Below are 26,131 nucleotides of genomic sequence, written 5' to 3'. Positions count from 1 at the left end.
GGGTGTCATCTTCACAGTGTTACGGCGGTCATGGCGAAAGGGAAACGCCCGGTCTCATTCCGAACCCGGAAGCTAAGCCTTTCAGCGCCGATGGTACTGCCCGGGGGACCGGGTGGGAGAGTAGGACGCCGCCGGACATAACTCAACGAAACGGGGGTCGGAGCTTGCGCTCCGGCCCCCGTTTTGTGCGTTGGTCCCACTTTCGTCGACCGACCAGTGCCGTTCCGGGGTGAGGGCACCAGGTAGATGCGATGCCGTAGAGGTGCCCCCATCGGGCGTGCGCCGTTCACCAGTGAGGTACGTACAGCATCATGACTTCTCCGCGACGTGGGCCGGCCGGCTCAGACCGAGGTCGGGGCACCGGCGGCTCACGAGGCAGCAGTGGGGGGCCGCGGCAGGGCAGCGCCGGGGGTCGCCCGCAGCGCCCCGCGGGGCACCGTGGCTCGCGTCCTGCCGACGGCAGCCGTGGCACTGCCCCGCGCGAGGGTTCGTCACGTGACGACCGCTACCGCGCTCAGGGAGGTGCCTCCGGCGGCGAGTGGGGTCGGGGATCGGCCGGCGACCGTCCGCAGCGGGACTCCCGTCCCTCCGGTGACCGTTCCCAGGGCGGTGGCCGTCCGCAGAGCAGTGACCGTCCGCAGAGCAGTGACCGTCCGCAGGGCGGGGGCCGGCCGTCGGGTGACCGGCCGAGCTGGCAGGACCGCCGCCCGTCCGGTGACCGTCCGCAGTCCTCGGGTGGACCGCGCCGTGAGTGGCAGGACCGCAGCCCCGGTGCCGGCCGCCCCCAGGGCGGCGGTCGCACGTCCGGCGACCGTCCCAGCTCTCAGGACCGCCGCCCTCCCGGCGACCGGCCGCAGGGCGGAGGCCGTCCGCAGGGTGCGGCTCGTCCGCAGGGCGGGGGCCGCCCGTCGGGTGACCGGCCGAGCTGGCAGGACCGCCGCCCGTCCGGTGACCGGCCGCAGTCCTCGGGTGGACCGCGCCGTGAGTGGCAGGACCGCAGCCCTAGTGCCGGCCGCCCCCAGGGCGCGGGCCGCCCGTCCGGTGACCGTCCCAACTGGCAGGACCGCCGCCCGTCCGGTGACCGGCCGCAGGGCGGGGGCCGGCCGTCGGGTGACCGGCCGAGCTGGCAGGACCGTCGTCCTCCCGGCGACCGTCCGCAGTCCTCGGGTGGACCGCGCCGTGAGTGGCAGGACCGCAGCCCGGGAGCCGGCCGCCCGCAGGCCGACCGTGCTCGGCAGGACCGCCCGACAGGTGACCGCGACCCGGCGCCGGAGCGCCGACCCCGCACCGAGCGGACCGCGAACCCCGAGGTGGCCCAGCGCGCCTGGCAGGACCGTCATGGCGGTGGGGACCGCCCGTACCGCGACCGCTCCGCCGGCGGTCGCCCGGCGGGTCAGGACCGGCGTCCTGCCGGGGACCGCCCCACCTCCGACCGCCCTGCCTGGCAGGACCGTCGACCGCAGCGCGCCGGTGGCCCCACCGGAGACGCCGGTGGTGGCAGTGACTGGCGGGAGCGCCGGCCGGAACGAGGCGGGTCCGCCGCCGGACGCCCGTCCTCACCCGACCGTGGTGCACCTGGTCGCGACGATGCGGCTCCCCGCCGGGCACCCGGTCCCCTGCTGCCCGACTGGGCGGACGCCCGGGAGCTGGACCCGTCGGTGCGGACCGCGCTCCGGGGTCTGGACACCCGCAACGCCGACACCGTCGGCCGGCACCTGGTGGCCGCCGGCGGCCTGCTGGAGGAGGACCCGGAGCTCGCGCTCGAGCACGCCCGCGCCGCCCGGGACCGCGCGTCGCGGCTGGCACCCGTGCGGGAGGCGGTCGGTGTCGCGGCCTACCACGCCGGCGACTTCGCGGAGGCCGCCCGCGAACTACGGGCCTACGCCCGGATGAGCGGGGACCAGAGCTACCGCGCCGTCCTGGCCGACTGCGAGCGGGCGCTGGGTCGTCCGGAGAACGCCCTGCGGCTGGTGCAGGAGGCCCTGGAGGCGCAGCCCGATGCCGAGGAGCTCGTCGAGCTCCGGCTGGTGGAGGCGGGCGCGCGGCAGGACCTGGGCGAGCTGCCTGCGGCGGCGCTGGTCCTCGAGGCGGCCCTCGGCGGCCGGCCCACCCCGGCCGGCCTCGGCCACCCCGACCTGGGGCAGCTCCGGCTCGCCACCGCCTACGGGGACCTGCTCGACGCCCGCGGCGAGTCCGAGCTGGCCCGGGACTGGTACGCGGCCATCGCCGCTGCCGACCCGGACGACCTGACGGGCGTGTCCGAGTACTTCTCCGAGGACGACGACGACCTCGAGCAGGACCTCGGGGGAGCGGACGACGAGGACACCGACGACCTCACCGAGCGGACCGTCGACGACGAGGCCGACGTCGACACGGCGGCCGGCGGTTCCGGCGACGCGACGGCCGAGTCCGCCGAGGACGACGAGGACGACGAGGACGACGAGGACGACGAGGACGACGAGGACGACGAGGACGACGACCTCGGTCGGGCGCTGGCGGAGGAGGTCGGCGGCGACGTGACCGACGACGACATCGAGGCCGAGGTCGCCGAGCTGCTCGGGGAGGTCCCGCCCCCGGTCGAGCGCGACCACACCCGGCTGTTCCAGGAGGCCGCCACCGACGAGGAGCAGCGGCCCCCGACGGACTGACCTCCGCCGTCCACACCCGCCGGGGCCGTCCACAGATCCGTGGCGGCCCTGGCCGGGCGGTGCGGCGGCCGCGACGCTGGCTGCATGAGCCTCGCCGTCATCGACCGGAACGACGTCGTCCTGCGCGGACGGCTGTCGACACCTCCCGAGCTCCGTCCGCTGCCCAGCGGCGACACGCTGCTCGTCTTCAAGCTCGTCGTGCGCCGGGAGAAGCCGCGCCCGGGCGGTCCGAAGTCCGACGTCTTCACCTGCGTCAGCCTGCTGCGCGCGCTGCACCGCCACGCGGCCGCCTGGGCGCCCGATGACGTGGTGGAGGTCGAGGGCTCGCTGCAGCGCCGTTTCTGGCGCACCCCGACCGGCACCGCCGTCGCCTACGAGGTCAGCTGTCGTCGAGGTCGCCGGATCGCCAAGAGCGGTCAGCGCGCGGCCCCGCGGTCGGCGTGAGCCGTGGGTCGGGGGCTCAGTCGCCGTGCGGCCGCAGCACCAGCCCGGTCCTCGGCTTGGGCACGAACAGCGTCGACTTCCGCGGCATCCGGGCCCCGGCCCGGGCGACCGCCGCCACGTCCGCCGGCGAGGGTGACCGCAGCAGCACGGCCACCCCGGCCCGCTCGTCGGCCAGCTGCAACGCCTCGTCGACGTCGTGGGCGACCAGCACCGACGACGGGTCGTCCGACCGGCCCCACAGGCCGGTGAGCAGGGCCGTGTGGGCCAGCACCACGTCCAGCCCCCGCCAGGCGGCCGGCGCCTCCGCGGGCACGGTGGCGGTCATCTCCGCCGTGGGTCCGGCCAGCTCGGCCATCCGCGCACCGTCGGAGACCAGGAACGCCGGCCCGCCCGCCTGGCCGGCCCAGTCCTGCGCGGTGCCCCGGAGGTCCCCGTCCACCGGCGCGACGTCGCGGACCTGGAAGCCGTGCCCCGCGGCGGCCAGGGCGTCGCTCAGCGAGAGGTCCGGGACGACGCGGTGGATGGCGCGCAGCTGCAGGCCGCCCGGGCCCATCGGGGTGAGGAGGGCGAGCACCCGGCCGTGACCGCTGTCCTCGTCGCCGACGTGCCGGGCGGTGGCGACGTGCTCGCGGGCGGCCGCGAACCGGTGGTGGCCGTCGGCGATCACCGACCGGGTGCCGGCGAACGCCCGGGTCAACCGGTCCACCGCCGTCGGGTCGGCGACCCGCCACAGCCGGTGCACCACCCCGTCGGGGTCGGCCACCTCGAGGGAGGGCGTCCCGGTCCCGGTCAGCCGGGTCAGCTCGGCGACCTCCGGGTCGGGGTCGTGCGCGAGCACGATCGGCTCCAGGTCGGTGTGGGTGGCCGCCAGCAGGGCGGTGCGGCCGGCCACGGCGGGGGCGAAGGTGTCCTCGTGCGGGAGCACGGCCGCCGACCCGGGCGGGGGCAGCGTGACCGCACCCAGCCACCCGGTGGTCACCGTTCCGTCGGTCCCGGCCATCTCGTAGCGCCACAGCGCCGGGGTGTCGTCCTGCCGCAGCACGCCGTCGGCCAGCCAGCGGTGCAGCGTCCGCGCCGCGGCGTCGGCCGAGCGGCGGTCGCGCGCCGGCCGGCTGGTGTCCTGTCCCGGCACCGGGTCGACGTGCGGCAGGATGAGGCGGACGATGTTGTGCGGATCAGCCGCGGCCAGACGGTCGCGGCCTGCTGCGGTCACGAGGTCGTAGGCCGGCGAACTCACCCGGGCCAGGTGCTCCGGGTCGTGCTCCCGGTAGGTCAGAGCACGAAACGGTCGGACGTCGAGGCCCGTTGCGTCAGGGGGCGGGGCGTCCGCCGACGTCGAGGGCACGGATCGATCGTAGGAGCGCGCCGGCGGAGAGCTGGGGGCGGCGTCTGCCAGCGCAGCCCGTCTCGCACCCCCGGTCGGCTGGGGCGCGCCAGGAGGGGAGCGGCGGTGACCGGGCCAGGACAGCCGGACGGCGGGGTCTACGAGTGGTACCAGCGCGGACTCCAGCTGCTGGGCGAGGGCCACCCCGACGCCGCAGCGACCCTGCTGGAGCGGGCCCTCGTCGCGGAACCCGGGTCGCGCAGCGTGCTCGAGGCCCTGGCGCGCGCCCAGTACGGTGCCCACCGGTACCGGGCCGCGATGGACAGCTTCACCCAACTGATCAGCGTCAACCCCACCGACGACTACGCCCAGTTCGGGCTCGGTCTCGCCGCCAGCCGGGCCGGCGACCTAGAGACCGCCGCCGAGCACCTCGCACTGGCGGTCGCCATGCGCCCTGACCTGGGTCACTACGCACGAGCGCTGCGCGGCGTCCGAGCCCGCCGCGGCCTCGCAGAGGAGCTGCCATGAACGCCGTCCCACGACCTCCGGACCGCCCCAGCCGACCGTCCGGTGGTGCCGCATGACCCCGGCACCGCTGCCGCTGTCCGCCGGCGCGGACAGCCCTCCGGCGGGCACCTACGACGTCGCCCTCCTCGACCTCGACGGCGTGGTCTACGTCGGCCCGGACGCCGTGCCCGGCGTGCCCGAGGCGCTGGCCCGGGCGGTGGCCGCCGGCATGCGGCTGGGCTACGTCACCAACAACGCCGCGCGCACACCCGAGCAGGTGGCCGAGCACCTGACCGCGCTGGGTGTCCCGGCCGGCCCTGCCGACGTCATCACGAGCTCCCAGGCAGCGTCCTCGGTGGTGGCCGAGCGCTTCGGGGCCGGCGCCGCGGTGCTGCCCGTCGGCGGGCCCGGCGTCGCGGCGGCGCTGACCGCAGCCGGGCTCACCGTCGTCGAGCGCGCCGAGGACTCCCCGGTCGCGGTCGTCCAGGGCTACGGCGCCGGGGTGGGCTGGGCGCAGCTGGCCGAGGCGGTCGTCGCGGTCCGCAACGGGGCCCGGCACGTGGCCACCAACACCGACGCCACCATCCCCTCACCGCGCGGGGTGCTCCCCGGCAACGGCGCCCTGGTCGGCGTGGTCAGCGGCGTCACCGGTCAGCAGCCCCTGGTCACCGGCAAGCCCGACCCGGCGATGCACGCCGAGTGCGTCCGCCGGACCGGGGCCCGCCGCCCGTTGGTCGTGGGTGACCGGCTCGACACCGACATCGAGGGGGCCCGTCGCGCCGGGGCGGCCAGCCTCCTCGTGCTGACCGGGGTGGCCGGGCCGGCCGACCTGCTGGCTGCCGTCCCGGAGCACCGGCCCGACCTGCTGGCGCCCGACGTCGCCGGGGTGCTCACCGCGCACCCCCGTGTCACGGCGGTCGAAGGCGCCTGGCGGTGCGGCGGCTGGCAGGCCGAGGCGACGGGGGAGGCCCTGGTGCTCCGCTCGACCGGCGCGGAGCGGGAACCCGGTGACGGGCTCGACGGTCTGCGTGCGCTGGCGGTGGCGCAGTGGGCGCGGCACCCCGACGAGGGCAGCGCGCCGGTCGTCCGCGCCGGGGACGACGAGGCCGCGGCGGTGCTGGCCGGATGGGGACTGCCCGCCGGCTGAGCCGCCGGTGGGCGACGTCGGAGGACGGGGTCAGAGCAGCGAGCGGAGCCGCAGCATGTCGCGCAGACCGGCCTCCAGCTTGACCCGGCCGCTGGCCCAGGCGGGCGTGAAGGCCAGCTGCCCCGAGGTCAGCGCCAGCAGGTCGTCGCTGGTCATGGTCAGCCGGATGTCGGCCTTGGGCACCGCCGTGCCGTCGGGCTGGGCGGTCATGTCGTGCACCGCGCCGCGGGCCAGCCGGCCGGCCACCACCTGGCCCAGGTCGGTCAGCCGGCACGAGACGCTGCGGTCCAGGTCGCGGGCCCCGTCGGAGGAGGCCAGCGCGCTGACGAAACCGTCCAGGGCGGTCATGCACTGCTCGAGCGTCGCCACGGGCGGGTCGCCTCCATCAGCCAGGGGGCCGGGCTCGTCCCGGCCGTGCGGTCCGGAGCGGGACGCTACCGCCGCCCCCGGACACCCTGCAGTGCCGGACCGGCAGCACCGGTCGCTGCGTCCACCGCCTCCTGCAGCGCGCCGTCGTCCGTCGGCACCGGCCGGTAACCTCCGAGAGGGACGTGGGACGAGCCCGCGACCCCGACGACGTGGAGGAGGAGACCGTGACCGCACCCGACCATCCGCGCCCGGTCCCCGGCCCGCCGCGTCCGGCCGCGGGCCCGGCAGCACCGGCACCGGCGGAGTCCGCCGGGCCGGTCCCGCAGCCCACGGGGGAGCGCTTCGCCGGGCTCGCCGAGCGGCCGGTGGCCGACCACGTCGCGGTCTTCGAGGCCGAGCACGACCGGCTGCAGCGCGAACTGTCCACCATCGACCAGCTCTGATGGCCCGTCGCAGCCGACTCGACGCCGAGCTCGTCCGCCGCGGGCTGGCCCGCTCGCGCGAGCACGCGGTCAGCCTGATCGCCGAGGGCCGGGTCACCATCAGCGGCCAGGCGGCCAGCAAGCCGGCCACCGGGGTCGAGGCCGGCACCCCGGTCGTCGTCCGCACCGATCCGGACGAGCCCAGCTGGGTCTCCCGCGGCGCGCACAAGCTGCTCGGCGCGCTGACCGCCTTCCCGGTCGCCGTGCAGGGCCGCCGGGCGCTCGACGCGGGCGCCTCCACCGGCGGGTTCACCGAGGTCCTGCTCAGCCGGGGGGCGCGCCAGGTCGTCGCCGTCGACGTTGGGTACGGCGAGCTCGCCTGGTCGCTGCGCACCGACGAGCGGGTCGTGGTCCACGAGCGGACGAACGTGCGCGAGCTGACCCCCGGGGCCATCGACGGCCAGGTCGAGCTGGTCGTCGCCGACCTGTCCTTCATCTCCCTGCGCCTGGTGCTGCCGGCGCTCACCGCCTGCGCCGGGCCCGGCGCCGACCTGCTGCCGATGGTGAAGCCGCAGTTCGAGGTCGGCCGGGACCGGCTGGGCGCAGGCGGCGTGGTCCGGGACCGCACCCACCGGGCCGACGCCGTGGCCACCGTCGCCCGGGCCGCCGGCGACCTCGGCTGGGGCACCGCCGGGGTGGTGGCCAGCCCGTTGCCCGGCCCCGCCGGCAACGTCGAGTTCTTCCTCTGGTTGCGCCGGGACGCGCCGCCGGTGGACCGCACCGCCATCGACCGAGCAGTTCAGGAAGGACCCACGTGAGCGAGCCCGCGAGCGCACCCGGGAGCACCGCACCCGGGTGCACCGGTTCGACGAGCGTCAGCGAGGAGGAGCAGTGACCGACGGCACCACCGCCTGCGGGTCCGACCAGACCACCCGGCGTGTCCTGCTGGCCGTGCACACCGGCCGGTCCGACATCGTCCAGCTCGCCCGGTCGGCGGCCGCGCGGCTGGTCGAGGCCGGGATCGTCGTCCGGCTGCTGGACGACGAGGCCGAGGCGATGGCCGTGCCCGGCGCCGAGGTCTGCGCCTTCGGGCCGGAGGCGTCCGACGGGGTGGAGATCGTCCTGGTCTTCGGCGGAGACGGCACCTTCCTGCGGGCCGCCGAGCTCGCCCGCAACACCGACGCGGCGATCACCGGCGTGAACCTCGGCCGGGTCGGCTTCCTCGCCGAGACCGAGCCCGAGGCCGTCGAGGAGATGCTGACCGCCGTCGAGAACTGCGAGTACGAGGTGGAGGAGCGGCTGACCCTGGACGCCGTGGTGCTCGACGCCGACGGGGTGCCGACCGGTGCGGAGACCTGGGCGCTCAACGAGGTGTCGGTGGAGAAGGTCGAGCGCAGCCGGGTGCTCGACGTCGTGCTCGAGGTCGACGGCCACCCGCTGACCTCCTTCGGCTGCGACGGCATCCTGTGCGCCACCCCGACCGGCTCGACCGCCTACGCGTTCTCCGCCGGCGGCCCGGTGGTCTGGCCCGACGTGGAGGCGCTGCTGCTGGTCCCCACCAACGCGCACGCGCTGTTCGCCCGGCCGCTGGTCACCTCGCCCACCTCGGTGCTCACCGTCGCCGTGCCGCCGGACGGCACCCGTGCCCGGGTCTCCGCCGACGGCCGCCGGATCGTCGAGGTCCCGGACGGCGGCCGGGTCGAGGTGCGCCGCTCCGACCGCCCGGTGCGGATCGCCCGGGTGAACCCCACGTCCTTCGGTGACCGGCTGGTCGCCAAGTTCGGGCTGCCGGTGCGCGGTTTCCGGGACGCCCGGTCGCACGGTCCCGGGCACGAGGCGCCGACCACGCGGGTCAACGTGCTCACCGGCGACGTGAACACCAGCGACGGGGTGCTCCGGACCCCGGAGGAGGTGAGACGTGGCCACCAGGACGGCGCGGCCTGAGCCCCGGTCCCGGTCGCGCGCACCGTCCCGGCCCCGGGAGGCCGGGACGGCGGTCAACGGCGCACTGACCGAACTGCGCATCCGCGGGCTCGGCGCGATCGACGACGTCACCCTCGACCTGGGCCCGGGCCTCACGGTCGTCACGGGGGAGACCGGCGCGGGCAAGACCATGGTCGTCACCGGCCTGACGTTGCTCTTCGGCGGCCGCGCCGACCCCGGGCGGGTGCGGGCCGGTGGACGGGCCGGCGTCGAGGGCCGGCTGGCGCTGCCCCCGGAGTCCCCGGTCTGGGCGCGGGCCGCCGACGCCGGTGCCGAGCCCGACGACGACGGCAGCCTCATCCTGGCCCGCACGGTCAGCGCCGAGGGCCGGTCGCGGGCCCACCTCGGTGGCCGCAGCGTGCCGGTCGGCATCGTCGCCGAGCTGGCGGAGGACCTGCTCGCGGTGCACGGCCAGACCGACCAGCTGCGGCTCACCCGCCCCGCGGAGCAGCGCCGCGCCCTGGACCGCTACGCCGGAGCCGAGCACCTGGCGCTCGTGGAGGAGCACCGGGCCGCGCACGCCACCTGGCGGCGGCTGGCCGACGACCTGGACCGGCGCCGCAGCCAGGTCCGCGAGCTGACCCAGGCCGCCGACGTCCTGCGGCACGGCCTCGAGGAGATCGCGGCGCTCTCACCCGAGCCCGGGGAGGACGACGAGCTGGACACCCAGGCGCGGCGGCTGGGGGACGCCGACGCGCTGCGGACGGTCGCCGACACCGCCCGGCTCGCCCTGGTCGGGGACGTCACCGGCGACCTCGCCGGCGGGGAGCTCCCGCAGGACGCCACCACCGCCCTGGCCACCGCCGAGCGCGCGCTGGCCGGCTCCGACGACCCGACGCTGGTGCTGCTCGCCCAGGACCTGGCCGACGCGGTCGCCGTGGTCTCCGACGTCGCCGTTCAGCTGGCCGGCTACGTCGCCGACCTCGACGCCGACCCGGCCCGGCTGGCCGAGGTGCTCGACCGCAGGGCGGCGATCACCGCGCTGGTCCGCAAGTACGCCGAACCGGGGGAGGGTCTGGCCGGGGTGCTGGGCTGGGCAGCCGACGCCCAGGCCCGGCTGTCCCAGCTGGACGTCTCCGACGAGGCGCTCGAGGCGCTGCAGGCGCAACGCGACGCCGCGCGGGAGCAGCTCGCCTCGCTGTCCACCCGGGTCACCGAGGGGCGCCGGGCCGCGGCCGACGGGTTCGCCGCCGAGGTCGGCGCGGAGCTGGCCGGGCTGGCGATGAAGAACGCCCAGGTGTCCTTCCGCATCGACAGCGACCCCGACCAGCCCGGACCCGAGGGCGCCGACGAGGTGGCGCTGCTGCTCTCCCCGCACCCCGGCGCCCCGGCGCGGCCGGTGCACAAGGGCGCCTCGGGCGGGGAGCTCTCCCGGGTCATGCTGGCCATCGAGGTCGTCTTCGCCGGCGCCGACCCGGTGCCGGTGATGGTCTTCGACGAGGTCGACGCCGGCGTCGGCGGTCAGGCGGCCGGGGAGATCGGCCGGCGGCTGGCCCGGCTGGCGCGGGAGCACCAGGTCGTCGTGGTCACCCACCTCGCCCAGGTCGCCGCGTTCGCCGACACCCACCTCGTCGTCGACAAGTCCCCGGACAGCGCCCAGGGGGTCACGGCCACCGACATCCGCGCCGTCCGCGACGAGGACCGGGTGCGGGAGCTGGCCCGGATGCTCTCCGGGCTGGCCGACAGCGACACCGGCCAGGCGCACGCCCGCGAGCTGATGGCGGTCGCCGCCGAGGGCCGCGGCTGATGACGGACCCCGTCTCAGGCCCGCTCCCGGGTCCCGCTGCGAGCCTGCGAGGAGCGGGGAGGAGCGGGTTCTTTCGCTCGCACGCTCGGGTGAGCCTCGGGACGGGGCCTCACACCGGAGTTGCGCCGAGGGCGAGGGTCAGCTCCAGCACCCGCTGGGGGTCGTCGAGCCGGTTGCCGAACAGCTGGCGCAGCTGCCCCATCCGGTAGCGCACGGTCTGCGGGTGCACGAACAGCTCCGCGGCCACCTGCTCACGCCGGCCGTGGTGCAGCAGCCAGGAGCGCAGCGTCGCGACCAGCTTCTCCCGGGCTGCGCCGTTGAGCCCGTCCAGCGGCGCCAGCGCGGCCGCGCGCAGGTCGGCCAGCGCCTCGTCGTCGGCCCGCAGCACCAGGTCGGGCAGCCGCTGCTCGGTGTCCAGCGCAGCGGGCGCCTCGGCGGCGAGCCCGAGCCGCAGCGCCCGCACCGCCCGACCGTAGGAGGTCACCACCGACGCCCACGGCCGGGCGGGGCCGACCACCGCCGACCGGCCCTCCAGGGCACGGAGCAGCCCGGGCCGGGCGCCCTCGCCGGCGTCGGGCACCAGCAGCACGGTCAGCTCGGTCGAGGGGTCCAGCCCCGGCGGGTCGTCGCTGACCTGCAGGGTGCGGCCGTCCAGCAACCCCAGGGCGCCGCGCGCCCGCTCCTCGGGCAGCAGCACGGCGGTGAGCGTGCGCGGGGCCGGCCAGTCCGCCCGCTCGGCCGCGGCGGTCAGCTCGTGCAGCGGCCGCCCGGCCAGCAGCACCGCACCGAGCCGTTCCAGGTGGTGCCGGCGCACCCGCCCGGTCGTCTCCAGCTCGTCCGTGTGGCCGGCGACGCTGGAGGCGGACAGCTGGTCGATGTAGGCGAACACCAGCTCGGCGAAGCGGGCCAGCGACCCGCTGGTCAGCCCGGCGGCGACGGCGGTGTCGCTCATGTGCCGCCAGGACACCCGGGCGCCCACCCGGTACGCGGCCAGCAGCGAGTCCATCGACCGGCCGCTGCGGGCCTCGCCCCGACCGAGCTTGTACGCACCCTCCAGCGCGGGCCCGATCGGCCGGCTCGGGTCGACGCCGCCGGTTGCCGTCGCCAGGTCGAGGAAGCCGCCGAGGGCGAGCTCCACGGCGCTGGTGATGGCCCGGCCCATCTCACCGGCGAAGGCGTCGGCGTAGCTGGGGACCTCCACCACGATGGTCGCGACGGTCTGCTCGGCCACCGCGGGCAGCTCGGCCTGCATCGCCGCCACCACGGCAGGGGGGAACGTGATCAACTCGCTCACCGACGCCTCCTTTGTTCGTGGAGAACAGAACCTACCGGCCGATTCACGTCCAGGGAGCAGGTGATTGGTCGGGGAACCGGGAAAGGTCTAGGTATGACCGCAACCGTTCCGCGCCCCTCCTCGGCCTGGCCGGTGCTGGGGAAGCTCCGTGACCGGGTGGTCAAGGTCGCCGAGCTGGTCACCACGCCGTTGCTGCCCGCCGACTACCTCGACCTCGTCGACCCGCTCCGCTCCGGCGCCGCGCTGCGGGGCCGGATCGAGGAGGTCCGTCCGGAGACCCGGGACGCCGCGACGGTCGTCATCCGCCCGGGCCGGGACTGGCTCCCGCACACGCCCGGCCAGTACGTCCGGATCGGCATCGATGTCGACGGCGTCCGGCAGTGGCGGGCCTACTCGATCACCTCGGTGCTCGGCCGGGCCGACGGGTGCTTCACCATCACCGTCAAGGCGATCCCGGGCGGCAAGGTGAGCAACCACCTGGTGCGCCGGGCGCGCCCGGGCACCATCGTGCAGCTCGACCAGGCCACGGGTGACTTCGTGCTGCCGGCCCAGCGGCCGGAGAAGTGCCTGTTCGTCACCGCCGGGTCCGGCGTGACCCCGGTGATGGGCATCCTGCGCAACCACGTGGCCGACCACGACGACGTGGTGGTCGTGCACTCCGCACCCACGGCCGACGACGTCATCTTCGGTGCCGAGCTGCGGGAGCTGGCCCGCACCGGTCAGATCCGGCTGGTCGAGCGGCACACCCAGACCGCCGGCCTGCTCGACGCCGCCGCGCTCGCCGAGCTCGTGCCCGACCTCACGGAGCGCTCCACCTGGGCCTGCGGTCCGGTCGGGCTGCTGGAGGCCCTCGAGGAGCACTGGGCAGCCGCGGGCATCCCCGACCAGCTCTACACCGAGCGGTTCCGCCCGCGGGTGCTGGTCACCGGGGAGGGCGGCACCGTCAACTTCGCGCGGTCCTCGCGCTCGCTCGAGGCGGACGGCGCCACGCCGATCCTCGACGCCGCCGAGGAGGCCGGGGTGCTCATGCCCAGCGGCTGCCGGATGGGCATCTGCTACGGCTGCGTGCTCCCGCTCCGCGAGGGCGCCGTCCGCGACCTGCGCACCGGCGAGGTCACCACGGCCGCCCCCGGTGACGGCGTCCTGATCCAGACCTGCATCAGCGCCGCGGCCGGCGCCTGCGACATCGATCACTGACCCCCCGACCTGAGGAGCTGCACATGACCGTCCTGCAGAAGAAGTCCGACAACCCGATCGCGCACCTGAGCGAGGCGGACATCGAGTCGATCGGCTTGGAGCTCGACGCCCTCCGGCAGGGCGTCATGGACAGCCGCGGGGACGCCGACGCGGCCTACATCCGCCGGGTGATCGACGTCCAGCGCAAGCTCGAGCTCGGCAGCCGCGCCGTCCTGCTGTTCTCCAAGTTCCCGCCGGCCTGGGTGCTGGGCACCGTGGGGCTCTCGGTCGCGAAGATCCTGGAGAACATGGAGATCGGGCACAACATCCTGCACGGCCAGTGGGACTGGATGCGTGACCCGAAGATCCACTCCACGACCTGGGAGTGGGACATGGCCAGCCCGTCGGAGCAGTGGAAGCACTCGCACAACATCCTCCACCACACGTACACCAACGTGATCGGCAAGGACAACGACCTCGGCTACGGCATCATGCGCGTCGACGAGGACCAGAAGTGGGTGCCGCTGTACCTGCTGCAGCCGGTGTGGAACTTCGTCAACGCCTGCTTCTTCGAGTACGGCATCGCCGCCTACGACCTGGAGCTGGGCAAGAACCTGGCGACCAAGGAGCGGCGCGCCGACCCCTCCTTCCGGGCCGCCGGCAAGGCCGTGCTCAAGAAGATCCGCAAGCAGATGACGAAGGACTACGTCGTCCACCCGCTGCTGTCGGGCCCGTCGTTCCTGCCGACCCTGGCGGCCAACTTCACCGCCAACGTCGTCCGCAACCTGTGGTCGCACTCGGTGATCATGTGCGGGCACTTCCCCGAGGGCGTGGAGACCTTCGAGAAGAAGTCGATCGACGGCGAGACCCGCGGTGAGTGGTACCTGCGCCAGATGCTCGGCTCGGCCAACATCTCCGGCAGCAAGGCCATGCACATCATGACCGGCAACCTGTCGCACCAGGTGGAGCACCACCTGTTCCCCGACCTGCCGAGCAACCGGTACTCAGAGATCGCGCCGAAGGTGCAGGACCTGTTCGACCGGTACGGGCTGCGCTACCACTCGGCGTCGCTGCCCCGCCAGGTCGGCTCGGCCTGGCACAAGGTGCTGCGGCTGTCGCTGCCCAACGGCTGGCTGGCCCAGACCACCCCGGCGAACGTGCCGGCGCAGGTGGCCAAGCTCTACAAGATGACGACCGGCGGCCCGAAGGTCCGCCGCCAGCTGCAGCAGCAGGCCGCCGCGTAGTCGAAGGACCCCCTTGCCCCCACCGCTCGCAAGCTCGCGGCGGGCCCCTGCAAGGGGGCCATGAGGCGGGGGGTCCTTCCTCAGCGGCGCTTGGCGTAGCCGGCGAGGCCGAACTGGAGCAGGGCCAGCCCGCGCTGCCCGCGGGTCCGCAGCATGGCCACCAGCTCCGGGCCGGAGGCCCCGGCGAGGACCCGGTCACGGGCGAGCTCCAGCAGCGACGAGTACAGCCCCATGACCGCGTTGGCCGCCAGCCACGGCTCCAGCTCGCCGGCCGCCGCCCGGGTCTCCAGGGTGATCTGCTCGGCCAGGGTGTCGGTCAGCGTGCCGAGGATCTCCCGCTCGCGGGCCTGCAGGGTGCGGCTGCCGCGGATCACCCGGGCCATCTCGGTCATGCCCTCCGCGGCGGCGGGGGAGCCCAGCTGGCTGACCGCGGCCACCACGAACCCGCCCGCCGCGGCGGCGACCGACTCGCCGGCCGGGCGCCGGCGCACGGCGTCCAGCAGCGCGGCCCGAATCGGCGGGTCGGCCTCGAAGACCAGCCCCTCCTTGACCGGGAAGTGGTTGAACACCGTCTTCTCGACCACGCCGGCGCGCTGCGCGATCTCCATGACGCTCACGTGGTCGAAGCCGCGCTCGACGAACAGCGCGGCGGCCGCGTCGACGATCGCCTCCCGGGTCCGCAGCCGCCGCTGCTCGCGCAGGCTCGGACCGCGCCGCTCGCGACGGCGGGGGCGTCGGCCCGGGCCGGGGGCGTCCGCCGGCTGGGCCGCGGGAGCCGGCGCGTCCGGGACGGCGGCGGGGTCGACGAGCTCCGGGTCCAGCGGGTCGGCCTCCTCCGCCGGGGAGCGCGCCGCCAGCGGGACGACCTGCGCCTCGGCCTGCGCGCCGGACGGCGTGGCGTCAGCCACTGCAGCGGCCGCAGCCGCCTCGGGATCGCGGCGACCGGCGAGGGACTCCACCAGGTCGTCGGCGAGAACTGTCGCTGTACTCCGGCTCGCGGAGTTCCCTGCAGTCACACCAGTCACGCTAGTGACGGGACGGTCCGGTCCCCGGACAGCGACACCCGGTGCGACACGTCTCAATTCGGGCCGGATGTGGTGTCGTTCACCGAGTGTGATCGGTCCGTCGCTGTCGCGCGTCGGGTCCGCCGGCCCTGGAGCCCGTGGGAGCATCGCGACCATGCGCATCGGCACCCTGCGGCGCGGACGAGCGACCGAGACGGCCCCCGGCGTCGCCGGCACCGCGCGTCTCGACCGGCGGACGAAGAACCTGACCAAACGGCTCCGGCCGGGCGACATCGCGGTCATCGACCACGTCGACGTCGACCGGGTGAGCGCCGACTCGCTGGTGGCCTGCAAGGTCGCCGCGGTGGTCAACGCCGCGCCGAGCACCTCCGGCCGCTACCCCAACCTCGGCCCCGGGATCCTCGTCGACGCCGGCATCCCACTCGTCGACGGCGTCGGCAAGGAGGTCTTCACCCGGGTCAAGGAGGGGGTGGAGCTCCGCATCGAGGGCAACCAGGTGTTCGCCGGGGACACGGTCGTCGCCGAGGGGGTCCAGCAGACGCCGGAGACCGTCGCGGAGGCGATGGCCGAGGCGCGGGCCGGGCTGTCGGTGCAGCTGGAGGCCTTCGCGGCCAACACCATGGAGTACATGAAGCGCGAGCGCGCGCTGCTGCTCGACGGGGTGGGCGTGCCCGACGTGGCGACCCAGATCGAGGGCCGGCACGTGCTGGTCGTGGTCCGGGGCTACGACTACAAGGAGGACCTGCAGGCGCTGCGGCCCTACATCCGCGACTACCGGCCGGTGCTCGTCGGCGTCGACGGCGGCGCCGACGCGCTGATCGAGGCCGGCTACCAGCCGGACATGATCATCGGCGACATGGACTCGGTGAGCGACTCGGTGCTGCGCTGCGGGGCCGAGGTCGTCGTGCACGCCTACGCCGACGGCCGCGCCCCCGGCCTGCAGCGGGTGCTCGACCTCGGGGTCGAGGCGATCACCTTCCCGGCGTCGGCCACCAGCGAGGACATCGCGATGCTGCTCGCCGACGAGAAGGGCGCCTCGCTGATCGTCGCCGTCGGCACCCACGCCACCCTGATCGAGTTCCTGGACAAGGGCCGGGGCGGCATGGCCTCGACCTTCCTCACCCGGCTCCGGCTCGGCGGCAAGCTGGTCGACGCCAAGGGCGTCAGCCGGCTCTACCGCAGCCGCATCTCGACCCTCGCGCTGGTCCTGCTGGTGCTCGCCGCGCTGGCCTCGATCGTCGCCGCGCTGGCGGTGTCCACGGCCAGCCACATCTACTTCGACCTGCTCGTCGACCAATGGGACAGCTTCGTGTTCTGGCTGGAGAACCTCTTCACGTGATCGACTTCCGCTACCACCTCGTCTCGCTGATCGCGGTGTTCCTCGCGGTGGCGCTGGGGATCGTCATCGGCACCACCCAGCTCAACGGCCCGCTGACGGACAACCTGCAGGGCCAGGTCACCGCGCTCCAGGACGACAAGCGGTCGCTGGAGGACCAGACGCAGACGCTGCAGACCCAGCTGGACGACGTGGGCAGCTTCGACGAGGCCGTGGGCCCCACCCTGGTGGGGAACACCCTCGTCGGTCAGCGGGTGGTGCTCGTCGTGGCCAGCCCGGACCTGGACGCCGAGGTGGTCGAGGGCGTGACCGCGTTGCTGGGCAGTGCGGGGGCCACGGTCACCGGGACCATCCGGCTCACCGACACCTACGCGGACCCCTCCGCCGACGGGACGGTCGAGAGCTACCTGGCGGGCCCGGGTGTGCCCGCCACGGTGACCCGGCCGGCGACCGACGACGTCGGTGAGCTGGTCGCCTCGGTGCTCGCCCAGGTGCTGATGGTCCCCGGCGAGGGCAGCCCCGACGTCGGCATCCCGCCGAGCACCACGGACACCTCCACCGTGCTCGCCGGGCTGGCCGAGCTGGACGTGCTCAGCCAGGACACCTCCTCGGTGAGCCCGGCCGACCTGGCCGTCGTGCTCACCTCCGGCACGGTCGCCGGCGGCGAGGCCGCCGAGGCCCGGACGACGGCGCTGGGGCAGCTGGCCACCGCGCTGGACACCGAGGGCTCGGGCGTCGTCGTCGCCGGCGACCTCGCCTCCGCCGGGGACGGCGGCCTGGTCGAGGCGGTGCGCAGCGCCCGGACGGCCTCGGCCGCCGTGTCGACGGTGGACAACGTGGACACCCCGGCCGGCCGGATCAGCACCGTGCTGGCGCTGGCGGCCGAGCGGCGCGGCACGTCGGGCGAGTACGGCGTGGGCGAGGACACCCAGCCGGTCCCGCCGCCGGCCTCGTGAGCCGGGCCGTGCCGCGGCCCGCCGCGGCCGGACGGCGCACGGCGCTCGCCGCCGCCGGTGCGCTCCTCGCGCGGGCCGGGCTGGCCGGCGCCGCACGCCTGGCCCCGCTGGCGGCCGGCGCGCCCTGGCAGCGCACCAACTACGCCCGGCGCCCGGTCAGCCTGCTCGGCGGGCCGGTGCTGGCCACCGCGGCCACCGCCACTGCGGTGGCCGGTGCACCGACCGGTCACCGGGCCGCCGCGGCCGTCGTCGGCTCGGTGGCCGGGGTGGTCGGCGGGTACGACGACCTGGCCGGCGCCCGGCCCGAGCAGGCGGGGGACAAGGGGCTGGCCGGTCACCTGGCGGCCCTCCGCCAGGGCCGGGTCTCCGCCGGTGCGGTCAAGGTGGCCGGCATCGGCGCCGCCGGTGTCGTCGCCGCGGTGCTCACCCGCCGGGGCGGCGGGCTGCCGGCGGTCGTCGACGGCGTCCTCACCACCGGTCTGGTCGCCGGCACCGCGAACCTGCTCAACCTGCTGGACCTGCGCCCCGGCCGGGCCGGCAAGGCCGCCGTCCTGCTGGCCGCGACGACGGTCGGCGGGCCCGCCGGCGGCCTGGCCGCCGGCCCGCTGGGGGCGGCCCTCGGCGTGCTCCCCGACGACCTGGGGGAGCGGGTGATGCTCGGCGACTGCGGCGCGAACGCCGTCGGTGCGCTCCTCGGGCTCCGGCTGGCCGCCCTGCCCGGCCGGGGCAGCCGGGCCGGCCTGCTCGGCGTGGTCACCGCGCTCACCCTGGCCAGCGAGAAGGTCAGCTTCACCCGGGTCATCGAGTCGACCGCCGGGCTGAGGGAGCTCGACCGGCTCGGCCGCCGCCCGGCGTGACCCGCCATCCCCGCGGCGGACGGCGGTGACCGCCCGGCGCGTCGCGGCCGGTGCCGCCGGTGCGGCGCTGCTGATCTCGGTGCTCACGCTGCTGTCCCGGGTCGCCGGGTTCGGCCGCACCGTGGTGTTCACCAACGCCGTCGGCGCGGACAGCACCGGCGACACGTACCAGGCCGCGAACAACGTGCCCAACATCGTCTTCGAGGTGGTCGCCGGCGGCGCGCTGGCGAGCCTGGTGGTGCCGATGCTCGCCGTCGGCATCGCGGCCGGGGACCGGGAGCAGGTCCGGCGCACCGCGAACGCGCTGCTCGGCTGGACGCTGCTGGTGCTGGTGCCGCTCGCCGCGCTGCTCGCGGTGCTCGCCCGGCCGATCGCCGCCGCGCTGCTCGGCGGCGACCCCGCCGACCCCGCCGACGCCGCGAAGGTCGACCTGGCCGCCCGCTTCCTGCTCGTGTTCGCGCCGCAGGTGGTGCTGTACGGCCTCGCGGTCGTGCTCACCGGCGTCCTGCAGGCGCACCGCCGCTTCGCCGGACCGGCGCTGGCGCCGCTGCTGTCCACCCTGGTCGTCGCCGCGTCCTACCTGGTGTTCGCCGGCACCGGCGGGGCCCGGGACGTCGCGGACCTGTCCACACCCGCCGAGCTGGTGCTCGGGATCGGGACGACGCTGGGCGTGGTCGCGCTCGCCGGCTCGCTGCTGGCGCCCCTGCGCGGCCTGCGGCTGGGCCTGCGCCCGGCGCTCCGCTTCCCGGTCGGCGCCGCCCCGCGGGTGCGCCGGCTGGCGCTGGCCGGGGTGCTCACCCTGGCCGGACAGCAGCTGGTCGCCGTGGTGGCGATCCGGCTGGCCAACGCCGGCGCGCCGGACGGCACCCAGGTCGTCTACTTCGCCGGGATGACGGTGTTCCTGCTGCCGTGGGCGGCGCTGGCCGTGCCGTTGGCCACCTCGGTCTACCCAGGGCTCAGCGAGCGGTCCGGGCTCGGCGACGAGGTGGGGTACGCGCGGACACTGGCCCCGGCCGCCGTGCTCACGCTGGTGGGCAGCGCGGTCGCCGCGGCCGGCCTGGTGGCCGTCTCAGGGCCGCTGGCCCGGGTCTTCCTGGCCTCCGCCGAGGACGCCGACCGGGCGGCCGCGCTGGCGCCGACCATCGCCGCGTTCGCCCCCGGCCTGCTGGGCTACGGTCTGGTGGCGCTGCTGTCCCGGGCGCTCTACGCCCGCGGGCTGTGGCGGTCGCCCACCGCCTGCGTCGCCGGGGGCTGGCTGGCCGCCGTCGTCGCCGACCTGGTGCTCGCCGACGCGCTGCCGGCGGCGGACCGGGCTCTGGCGCTGGCCGCCGGCCACAGCATCGGCGTCACCGTCGCCGGGCTCGCCCTGCTGGTCGTCGTCGCCCGCGAGGCCGGCGCCGACGCGCTCGCCGGTGCCGCGCGCACCGGGCTGCCGGCGCTGCTCGCCGCGGTGCTGGCCGGTGCGGCCGGGCTGCTGACCGCCCGGGCGCTGGGCGCGGACCCGGTGCCCCAGGGTGGGGTGCTCACCGCGATCGGCACCGGCGCGCTGGCCGGCGGAGTGGTGCTGGTGGTCGCGGCGGCGGTCATGATGGGGACCTCCCGGCGGCCGCTGCTCGCGGCCGTGACCGGGCTGCGGCACGCGGGGAGGACGGAGGTGGCGGGTGTCTGAGCCGGACCGGCGTCTGCTCGCCGACCGCCGGGTCGCCGAGGTGCTGGCCACCAGCACCGGCGGGGTCGGCACCCACCTGCGCTCGCTGCTGGCCCCGCTGGGCCGCGCCGGCGCCTCGGTGCGGGTGTGCGGACCGCGGGCCACCGAGGAGCTGTTCGCCTTCACCGCCACCGGTGCGGACTTCCGGCCGGTCGGCATCTCCGCCGGCCTCGCGCCGGCGGCCGACGTGCGCGCGGTGGCCGCGCTGCGCCGGGCCACCGCAGGCGCGGACCTCGTCCACGCGCACGGGCTGCGCGCCGGCCTGGTCGCCGCGGCCGCACGGCGACTGGCGGGGGAGCGCGACCGGCCGCTGGTGCTCACGCTGCACAACGCCCTCCCCTCGGGCGGCGGGGCGGAGCGCCGGCTGCTGCGGGTCGCCGAGGCGGCCACCATCCGCGGCGCCGACGTCGTCCTGGCCGCCTCGGCCGACCTGGCCGAGAACGCCCGCCGGCTCGGCGCCCGCGACGTGCGGGTCGCGCCGGTGGCCGCCCCGCCGCTGCCGCCGGCCCAGCGCTCCCGGCCGGACGTGCGCCGCGCGCTCGGGCTGGACGACGACCGCCGGGCGCTGGTCGTCGCGGTCGGCCGGCTGCACCCGCAGAAGGGCTACGACGTGCTGCTCGACGCGGTCGCCGCCTGGACGGCCGACGGGCGGCTGCGGCCGGCACCGCTGGTCGTCATCGCCGGGGACGGGCCGCTGCACGACGAGCTGGCCGCCCGGATCGGCGCCGATCAGCTGCCGGTGACCCTGCTCGGCCGGCGCAGCGACGTCGCCGACCTGCTCGGCGCGGCCGACGTCTGCGTGCTGCCCTCGGTGTGGGAGGCCCGCTCGCTCACCGCCCAGGAGGCGCTGCGCGCCGGGACGCCGCTGGTCGCCACCGCCGTCGGGGGCATCCCGGAACTCGTCGGGGACGCCGCGTCACTGGTCCCGGCCGGCGACGCCGCGGCCCTGGCCACGGCGGTGACCGCCGTGCTCAGCGACCCAGAGCTCACCGGGCGGCTGTGCGCCGCCGGCCCGCGGCAGGCGGCCACCTGGCCGGACGAGGCGGCCACCGCCCAGCAGCTGGTCGAGCTGTACTCCGAGCTGCTCGGGCCGGCCGGGCGCTCCCGATGAGCCGGGTGCACCGGCGCCCGCTGGTCGGGGTGCTGCTCGCCGTGCTGCTGGCGCTGCTCGCCGGGTCGACCGGGCCGGCCGCCGCGGCGGCTCCCGACCCCTGGCACGCCGACCGGGTGCTGACCATCGGCGTCCCCGGGCTGGTGTGGGCCGACCTGGACCCCGACCGCACCCCGGAGCTGTGGTCGCTGGCCGAGGACTCCGCCATCGGCGCGCTCTCGGTGCGCGCCGGCCGCTCCACCACCTGCCTGCTCGACGGCTGGGCCAGCCTGGGCGCGGGCAACCGTGCCCGCTACCCCGGCCCGGTCGAGGCGGTCCCCGCGGTCCCCGCGCCGGACGCGCCGACGACCGACGGCGACACGACGCCCGCCCCGGCGGCGGACCAGCCGGCGGCGGTGGACACCCGGCTGTCCTACTGCGGCCTCGAGGAGCAGGTCGCCGCGGTCGGGCTCACCGAGCCGGGACGGACCGTGGCCCGGGTCGCCGCCGACGAGGCGACCACCCGCTTCGGTGCCGAGCCCGGGCTGCTCGGGCAGGCCGTCCCCTGCAGCACCGTGGTCGGCCGGGCGGCGGCCCTGGCCGTGGCGAGGGAGGACGCCCGGTTCACCGTGCGGGACGCGCTGCCCGCCGACGACGCCGAGCTGGGCGGGCTGCTGGCCGACTGCCCGCTGACGCTGGTCTCGCTCGGCCAGCTCAGCGACGCCGCCGCGCCGGGCGCCGACGCCAGCGACGACGGCACGCTGCCTCCCGCCCGCCAGGCCGCGGTGGAGGCCGTCGACGCCCAGGTCGGCCGGCTGCGGGCCGCGGCCGCCGGGCTCCCGGGCGAGACGCTGCTCCTGCTGCAGGGGATCTCGGAGGTCAACGGCGGCCGGCCGCAGCTGCACGTTGTGATGGCCGAGGGGCCGGGCACGCGCCCGGGCTGGCTCACCTCGGCGAGCACCGGCCGCGCGCCGTTCGTCCAGCTGATCGACGTCGCGCCCACCGTGCTGCGCGCGCTCGGTCTCGCCGCCCCCGACTCGGTGAACGGCCAGCCGTTCACCGTGACCGGGAGCCGGCCACCGCTGGCCGACGCGCTGACCGAGCTGGACCGGGCGAACACCCGGGCGGTGGTGCACTACCGCAGCACCGGCCTGACCTTCTGGCTGCTGGTCGTGGTCAACGGCGCCGTGGTGCTGCTCGGCGCGCTGCTGCTCGGAGGCTGGGACCGCGGCTGGCTGCCCGGCCGGGCCGGGCACCGCAGCCGGGTGCGGGACTGGCTGCGCCGCCGCACCCCGGGACGCCTCGGGCCCCCGCTGCTGCGGCTGCTGGCGCTCGCCGCCGCCGCACTGCCGGTGTCGACCTACCTGGCCAACCTCGTGCCGTGGGAGCGGAGCGGCTCCCCGCGCTGGGCGCTGGCCGGGTCGGTGCTGCTCGCCGCCCTCGCCGTCACCGCGGTGGCCGCGCTCGGGCCCTGGCGCCACCGGCGGCTGGGCCCGCCGGTCGTCGTCCTCGCCGTCACGCTGGCCACCCTGGCCGGTGACGTGCTCACCGGCTCGCACCTGGAGCTCGACGGCCTGCTCGGCTACGACGCGATCGTGGCCGGCCGGTTCACCGGCTACGGCAACCTCACCTTCGGCCTGCTGTCGGTCAGCGCCCTGCTGCTCACCGCCGCCGGTGCCGCCGCGCTGGTGCGCCGCTCGGCGGTGCCGTCCCGCCGGACGTGGCTGCTGCCGGTGCTGGTCGCCGGGGTGGTCTGCACCGGGCTGATCGGCGCCCCGTCGCTGGGCCGGGACTTCGGGGGCGTGCTGGCCGCCGTCCCCGGCTTCGCCGTGCTCGGCATGCTGCTGGCCCGGATCCGGGTCACCGTCGCGCGGCTCGTCGCCGTGCTGGCCACCGCCGTCCTCGTCGTCGGCGTCGTCGCGGTGCTCGACTGGCTCCGCCCGGCCGACCAGCGCAGCCACCTGGGCCGGTTCGTCGCGCAGGTGCTCGACGGCCAGGCGTGGACGGTGGTCAGCCGCAAGGCCGCGGCCAACCTGGCGATCCTGCTCGGCAGCCCGCTGGCGTGGATGCTGCTGGTCGCGCTGCTGGCCGCCGGCTGGCTGCTGCGACCGGGCGGCCTGCTCCGCAGCCGGGCCGGCCGGGCAGCCGCCGGTCTGCCGGCCGAGGACGTGCGGGTGCTGCGCGCCGGGCTGACCGCCATCGCGCTCAGCCTCACTGTCGGCGCGCTGGTCAACGACAGCGGCGTGGCGCTGCCGGCCACCGCCGCCACCCTGCTGGTGCCGCTGCTGGTGCAGCTGGTCGCCGGCGCCGCGGTCCGGCCTACGTCCCCGGGCGCCCCCGGTCCGGCGGTCGAGCCGGCGGACCCCCGTGTTAACGTGGGCGTCCGTGGGTCGACTGGCAGAACCTCGTGACCGCGGACCTCTTCTCCCCAACTCCCAGCCGACGAAGTTCGTCTTCGTCACCGGCGGCGTCGTGTCGTCCCTGGGCAAGGGCCTGACCGCAAGTTCCCTGGGGGCCCTGCTGTCCAGCAGGGGCCTCCGGGTCACCATGCAGAAGCTGGACCCCTACCTCAACGTGGACCCGGGGACGATGAACCCCTTCCAGCACGGCGAGGTGTTCGTCACCGAGGACGGCGCCGAGACCGACCTGGACATCGGGCACTACGAGCGATTCCTGGACACCGACCTGACCGGCCGGGCCAACGTGACCACCGGCCAGGTGTACTCCGACGTGATCGCCAAGGAGCGGCGCGGGGAGTACCTCGGGGACACCGTGCAGGTCATCCCGCACATCACCAACGAGATCAAGGCGCGGATCCTGGCCGGGGCCGAGACCGCCGAGCGCGTCGACGTCGTGATCACCGAGATCGGCGGCACCGTCGGCGACATCGAGTCGCTGCCCTTCCTCGAGGCGGCCCGCCAGGTGCGGCACGAGATCGGCCGGGACAACTGCTTCTTCCTGCACATCTCGCTGATCCCCTACATCGCCCCCTCCGGTGAGCTGAAGACCAAGCCCACCCAGCACTCGGTCGCCGCGCTGCGCAGCATCGGCATCCAGCCCGACGCGCTGGTCTGCCGGTCGGACCGGCCGATCAACGAGGGCCTCAAGCGCAAGATCAGCCTGATGTGCGACACCGAGGCCGAGGGCGTCATCTCCTGCCCCGACGCCCCGTCGATCTACGACATCCCGAAGGTGCTGCACCGCGAGGGCCTGGACGCCTTCGTCGTCCGCCGGCTCGGGCTGCCCTTCCGGGACGTCGACTGGACGGTCTGGGGCGACCTGCTGGACCGGGTGCACTCGCCGAAGCAGACCGTCACCGTCGCGCTCGTCGGCAAGTACATCGACCTGCCCGACGCCTACCTGTCGGTCACCGAGGCGCTCCGCGCCGGTGGCTTCGCGCACCGCTCGCGGGTGGAGATCCGCTGGGTCCCCTCCGACGAGTGCCAGACCCCGGAGGGCGCCGCGGCCGCGTTGGCCGGCGTCGACGGGGTCTGCATCCCCGGCGGCTTCGGGGTGCGCGGCATCGAGGGCAAGCTCGGCGCGATCAAGCACGCCCGGGTCAACGGCATCCCGACGCTGGGGCTGTGCCTGGGCCTGCAGTGCATGGTCATCGAGGCCGCCCGTGACCTGGCCGGCATCGAGGACGCCAACTCCACCGAGTTCGACCCGGACACCGCCCACCCGGTCATCGCCACCATGGCCACCCAGCTCGACGTGGTCGCCGGCACCCGGGACATGGGCGGCACGATGCGGCTGGGCAGCTACCCGGCGCACCTGCAGAAGGGGTCGGTGGCCGCGGCCGCCTACGGGGAGACCGAGATCACCGAGCGGCACCGGCACCGCTACGAGGTCGCGAACGCCTACCGCGCCAAGCTCGAGCAGGCCGGCATGGTCTTCTCCGGCACCTCGCCGGACGGGATGCTGGTCGAGTTCGCCGAGCTGCCGGCCGACGTCCACCCGTTCTTCGTCGGCACCCAGGCGCACCCGGAGCTGAAGAGCCGGCCGACCCGGCCGCACCCGCTGTTCGCCGCCTTCGTGCAGGCCGCCGTCGGCTACCAGGACGCCGCCCGGCTGCCGGTTCCCGCGTCCGAGCCGATCGGCATCTGACAGATGACCGAGACCGTGGACGGCCCGCACGAGTACGAGGTCGTGGCGTCGGAGGAGGTCTACACCGGCCGGATCATCTCGCTGCGCAAGGACACCGTAGCGATGCCCGGCGGCGGGACCAGCGTCCGGGAGGTCGTGCACCACCCGGGTGCGGTCGGCATCGTCGCCCTCGACGACGAGGACCGGGTCGTGATGGTGCGCCAGTACCGGCACGCCATCGGCGAGCACCTGTGGGAGCTGCCCGCCGGGCTCCGGGACGTCGACGACGAGCCGCCGGTCGACAGCGCCCGCCGCGAGCTGGCCGAGGAGACCCAGCTGGCCGCGGAGAAGTGGTCGCTGCTGGTGACCCAGCACCCCTCGCCCGGCTTCTGCGACGAGCTGGTGCTGCTCTACCTCGCCGAGGGGCTGTCGGACGTCACCCGACCCGACGGGTTCGTGGTGGAGCACGAGGAGCTGGACATGACCGTCGAGCGGGTGCCGCTGGCCGAGGCGGTGCAGTGGGTCTTCGACGGCAAGGTCCGCAACGCCCTGGCCGTCATCGGCCTGCTCGCGGCCGCTCAGGTCCGGGCGACCTCGCCGAGGCTGCGTCCGCTCGACGCCACCTGAGCCGGGACGGCTCCGGCACGGCGCTCGGGTGCCGGCCGGAACCGTTCCGTGCGCGCCGGGAGGTGTAGCGAGGGGGCCCAGTGGGGACCCAGGGAGACGGCGGACGCAGTCGGCGGGGTCCCGGACCCGGTCGGCGGCAGC

General features: G+C 76.0%; 22 protein-coding genes and 1 rRNA gene. 19 read left to right on the top strand and 4 right to left on the bottom strand.

Annotation, left to right across the window (positions count from 1 at the left end):
* The first annotated feature begins 20 nt into the window (after positions 1-20).
* The 3 genes from rrf (at position 21) to FHL80_RS07155 (ending at position 3,092) form a co-directional block, all read left to right on the top strand.
* A 5S ribosomal RNA gene (gene rrf, locus FHL80_RS07165) occupies positions 21-137 on the top strand.
* A gap of 1,521 nt (positions 138-1,658) precedes the next feature.
* On the top strand, positions 1,659-2,648 hold the full coding sequence (locus FHL80_RS07160) for a tetratricopeptide repeat protein (RefSeq protein WP_216870505.1): 990 nt from the start codon (positions 1,659-1,661) through the stop codon (positions 2,646-2,648).
* An 84-nt stretch (positions 2,649-2,732) separates the two neighbouring features.
* Positions 2,733-3,092, top strand: a complete 360-nt coding sequence (locus tag FHL80_RS07155) for a single-stranded DNA-binding protein (RefSeq protein ID WP_138732755.1) — start codon at positions 2,733-2,735, stop codon at positions 3,090-3,092.
* A 16-nt stretch (positions 3,093-3,108) separates the two neighbouring features.
* Here FHL80_RS07155 and FHL80_RS07150 read toward each other — a convergent pair whose 3' ends face one another.
* Positions 3,109-4,437 (bottom strand): DUF1015 domain-containing protein, encoded by a 1,329-nt coding sequence (locus FHL80_RS07150; protein ID WP_138732754.1) that lies wholly within the window; start codon positions 4,435-4,437, stop codon positions 3,109-3,111.
* Positions 4,438-4,542: 105 nt separating this feature from the next.
* Between FHL80_RS07150 and FHL80_RS07145 the strand changes: the two genes are divergently transcribed.
* Positions 4,543-4,944 carry a tetratricopeptide repeat protein gene (locus tag FHL80_RS07145; protein ID WP_138732753.1) on the top strand — a complete coding sequence of 134 codons (402 nt, stop codon included), beginning with the start codon at positions 4,543-4,545 and terminating at the stop codon, positions 4,942-4,944.
* Between the two features lie 52 nt (positions 4,945-4,996).
* Positions 4,997-6,070 carry an HAD-IIA family hydrolase gene (locus FHL80_RS07140; protein WP_138732752.1) on the top strand — a complete coding sequence of 358 codons (1,074 nt, stop codon included), beginning with the start codon at positions 4,997-4,999 and terminating at the stop codon, positions 6,068-6,070.
* A 30-nt stretch (positions 6,071-6,100) separates the two neighbouring features.
* Here the strand turns inward: FHL80_RS07140 and FHL80_RS07135 are convergent, their stop codons facing one another.
* A complete protein-coding gene (locus FHL80_RS07135; RefSeq protein WP_246078513.1) occupies positions 6,101-6,418 on the bottom strand; it encodes an alkyl sulfatase C-terminal domain-containing protein in 318 nt (105 codons plus the stop codon).
* Between the two features lie 245 nt (positions 6,419-6,663).
* Here FHL80_RS07135 and FHL80_RS07130 point away from each other — a divergent pair, with 245 nt between their 5' ends.
* The 4 genes from FHL80_RS07130 to recN all read left to right on the top strand — a co-directional run bounded on the left by FHL80_RS07130 (position 6,664) and on the right by recN (position 10,591).
* Complete coding sequence (locus FHL80_RS07130) at positions 6,664-6,882, top strand: hypothetical protein (protein ID WP_138732750.1); 219 nt, start codon at positions 6,664-6,666, stop codon at positions 6,880-6,882.
* A complete protein-coding gene (locus tag FHL80_RS07125; RefSeq protein ID WP_138732749.1) occupies positions 6,882-7,679 on the top strand; it encodes a TlyA family RNA methyltransferase in 798 nt (265 codons plus the stop codon). Before FHL80_RS07130 ends, FHL80_RS07125 begins: the two co-directional genes overlap by 1 nt.
* A 73-nt stretch (positions 7,680-7,752) precedes the next feature.
* On the top strand, positions 7,753-8,805 hold the full coding sequence (locus FHL80_RS07120; RefSeq protein WP_138732748.1) for an NAD kinase: 1,053 nt from the start codon (positions 7,753-7,755) through the stop codon (positions 8,803-8,805).
* The gene (gene recN / locus FHL80_RS07115; protein ID WP_216870504.1) at positions 8,780-10,591 is read left to right on the top strand and encodes a DNA repair protein RecN; all 1,812 of its coding nucleotides are present in this window, start codon (positions 8,780-8,782) and stop codon (positions 10,589-10,591) included. Before FHL80_RS07120 ends, recN begins: the two co-directional genes overlap by 26 nt.
* Before the next feature lie 109 nt (positions 10,592-10,700).
* Here the strand turns inward: recN and FHL80_RS07110 are convergent, their stop codons facing one another.
* Positions 10,701-11,885, bottom strand: a complete 1,185-nt coding sequence (locus FHL80_RS07110) for a PucR family transcriptional regulator (RefSeq protein WP_246078512.1) — start codon at positions 11,883-11,885, stop codon at positions 10,701-10,703.
* 93 nt (positions 11,886-11,978) lie between these two features.
* Here FHL80_RS07110 and FHL80_RS07105 point away from each other — a divergent pair, with 93 nt between their 5' ends.
* Positions 11,979-13,082 (top strand): ferredoxin reductase, encoded by a 1,104-nt coding sequence (locus FHL80_RS07105; protein WP_138732747.1) that lies wholly within the window; start codon positions 11,979-11,981, stop codon positions 13,080-13,082.
* Positions 13,083-13,105: 23 nt separating this feature from the next.
* Positions 13,106-14,305: a fatty acid desaturase family protein gene (locus FHL80_RS07100; RefSeq protein WP_138732746.1), complete on the top strand. Its 1,200-nt coding sequence runs from the start codon at positions 13,106-13,108 to the stop codon at positions 14,303-14,305.
* An 80-nt stretch (positions 14,306-14,385) separates the two neighbouring features.
* On the opposite strand, the gene FHL80_RS07095 is transcribed toward FHL80_RS07100, so the two are convergent.
* Positions 14,386-15,321: a TetR/AcrR family transcriptional regulator gene (locus FHL80_RS07095; RefSeq protein WP_138732745.1), complete on the bottom strand. Its 936-nt coding sequence runs from the start codon at positions 15,319-15,321 to the stop codon at positions 14,386-14,388.
* Positions 15,322-15,484: 163 nt separating this feature from the next.
* On the opposite strand from FHL80_RS07095, the gene steA reads away from it, so the two are divergent.
* Genes steA through FHL80_RS07055 form a run of 8 tightly spaced genes read left to right on the top strand, consistent with a single transcriptional unit; the run spans position 15,485 to position 25,990 of the window.
* The gene (gene steA / locus FHL80_RS07090; protein ID WP_138732744.1) at positions 15,485-16,669 is read left to right on the top strand and encodes a putative cytokinetic ring protein SteA; all 1,185 of its coding nucleotides are present in this window, start codon (positions 15,485-15,487) and stop codon (positions 16,667-16,669) included.
* Positions 16,666-17,622, top strand: coding sequence for a copper transporter (locus FHL80_RS07085; protein WP_138732743.1), 957 nt, complete (start codon positions 16,666-16,668; stop codon positions 17,620-17,622). Before steA ends, FHL80_RS07085 begins: the two co-directional genes overlap by 4 nt.
* 8 nt (positions 17,623-17,630) lie before the next feature.
* Positions 17,631-18,479: a hypothetical protein gene (locus FHL80_RS07080; RefSeq protein ID WP_138732764.1), complete on the top strand. Its 849-nt coding sequence runs from the start codon at positions 17,631-17,633 to the stop codon at positions 18,477-18,479.
* 25 nt (positions 18,480-18,504) lie between these two features.
* Complete coding sequence (murJ, locus tag FHL80_RS07075; RefSeq protein WP_138732742.1) at positions 18,505-20,148, top strand: murein biosynthesis integral membrane protein MurJ; 1,644 nt, start codon at positions 18,505-18,507, stop codon at positions 20,146-20,148.
* Positions 20,141-21,298, top strand: a complete 1,158-nt coding sequence (locus FHL80_RS07070) for a glycosyltransferase family 4 protein (protein ID WP_138732741.1) — start codon at positions 20,141-20,143, stop codon at positions 21,296-21,298. Before murJ ends, FHL80_RS07070 begins: the two co-directional genes overlap by 8 nt.
* A complete protein-coding gene (locus tag FHL80_RS07065) occupies positions 21,295-23,688 on the top strand; it encodes an alkaline phosphatase family protein (protein WP_138732740.1) in 2,394 nt (797 codons plus the stop codon). Before FHL80_RS07070 ends, FHL80_RS07065 begins: the two co-directional genes overlap by 4 nt.
* Complete coding sequence (pyrG, locus tag FHL80_RS07060) at positions 23,663-25,384, top strand: CTP synthase (RefSeq protein WP_246078511.1); 1,722 nt, start codon at positions 23,663-23,665, stop codon at positions 25,382-25,384. Before FHL80_RS07065 ends, pyrG begins: the two co-directional genes overlap by 26 nt.
* Positions 25,385-25,387: 3 nt before the next feature.
* Positions 25,388-25,990 carry an NUDIX domain-containing protein gene (locus FHL80_RS07055; RefSeq protein WP_138732739.1) on the top strand — a complete coding sequence of 201 codons (603 nt, stop codon included), beginning with the start codon at positions 25,388-25,390 and terminating at the stop codon, positions 25,988-25,990.
* The last annotated feature ends 141 nt before the right edge of the window (positions 25,991-26,131 follow it).

This window comes from Modestobacter excelsi (assembly GCF_005930495.1).
Lineage (GTDB): Bacteria > Actinomycetota > Actinomycetes > Mycobacteriales > Geodermatophilaceae > Modestobacter > Modestobacter excelsi.
This window is presented reverse-complemented; position numbering and strand designations above follow the sequence as displayed.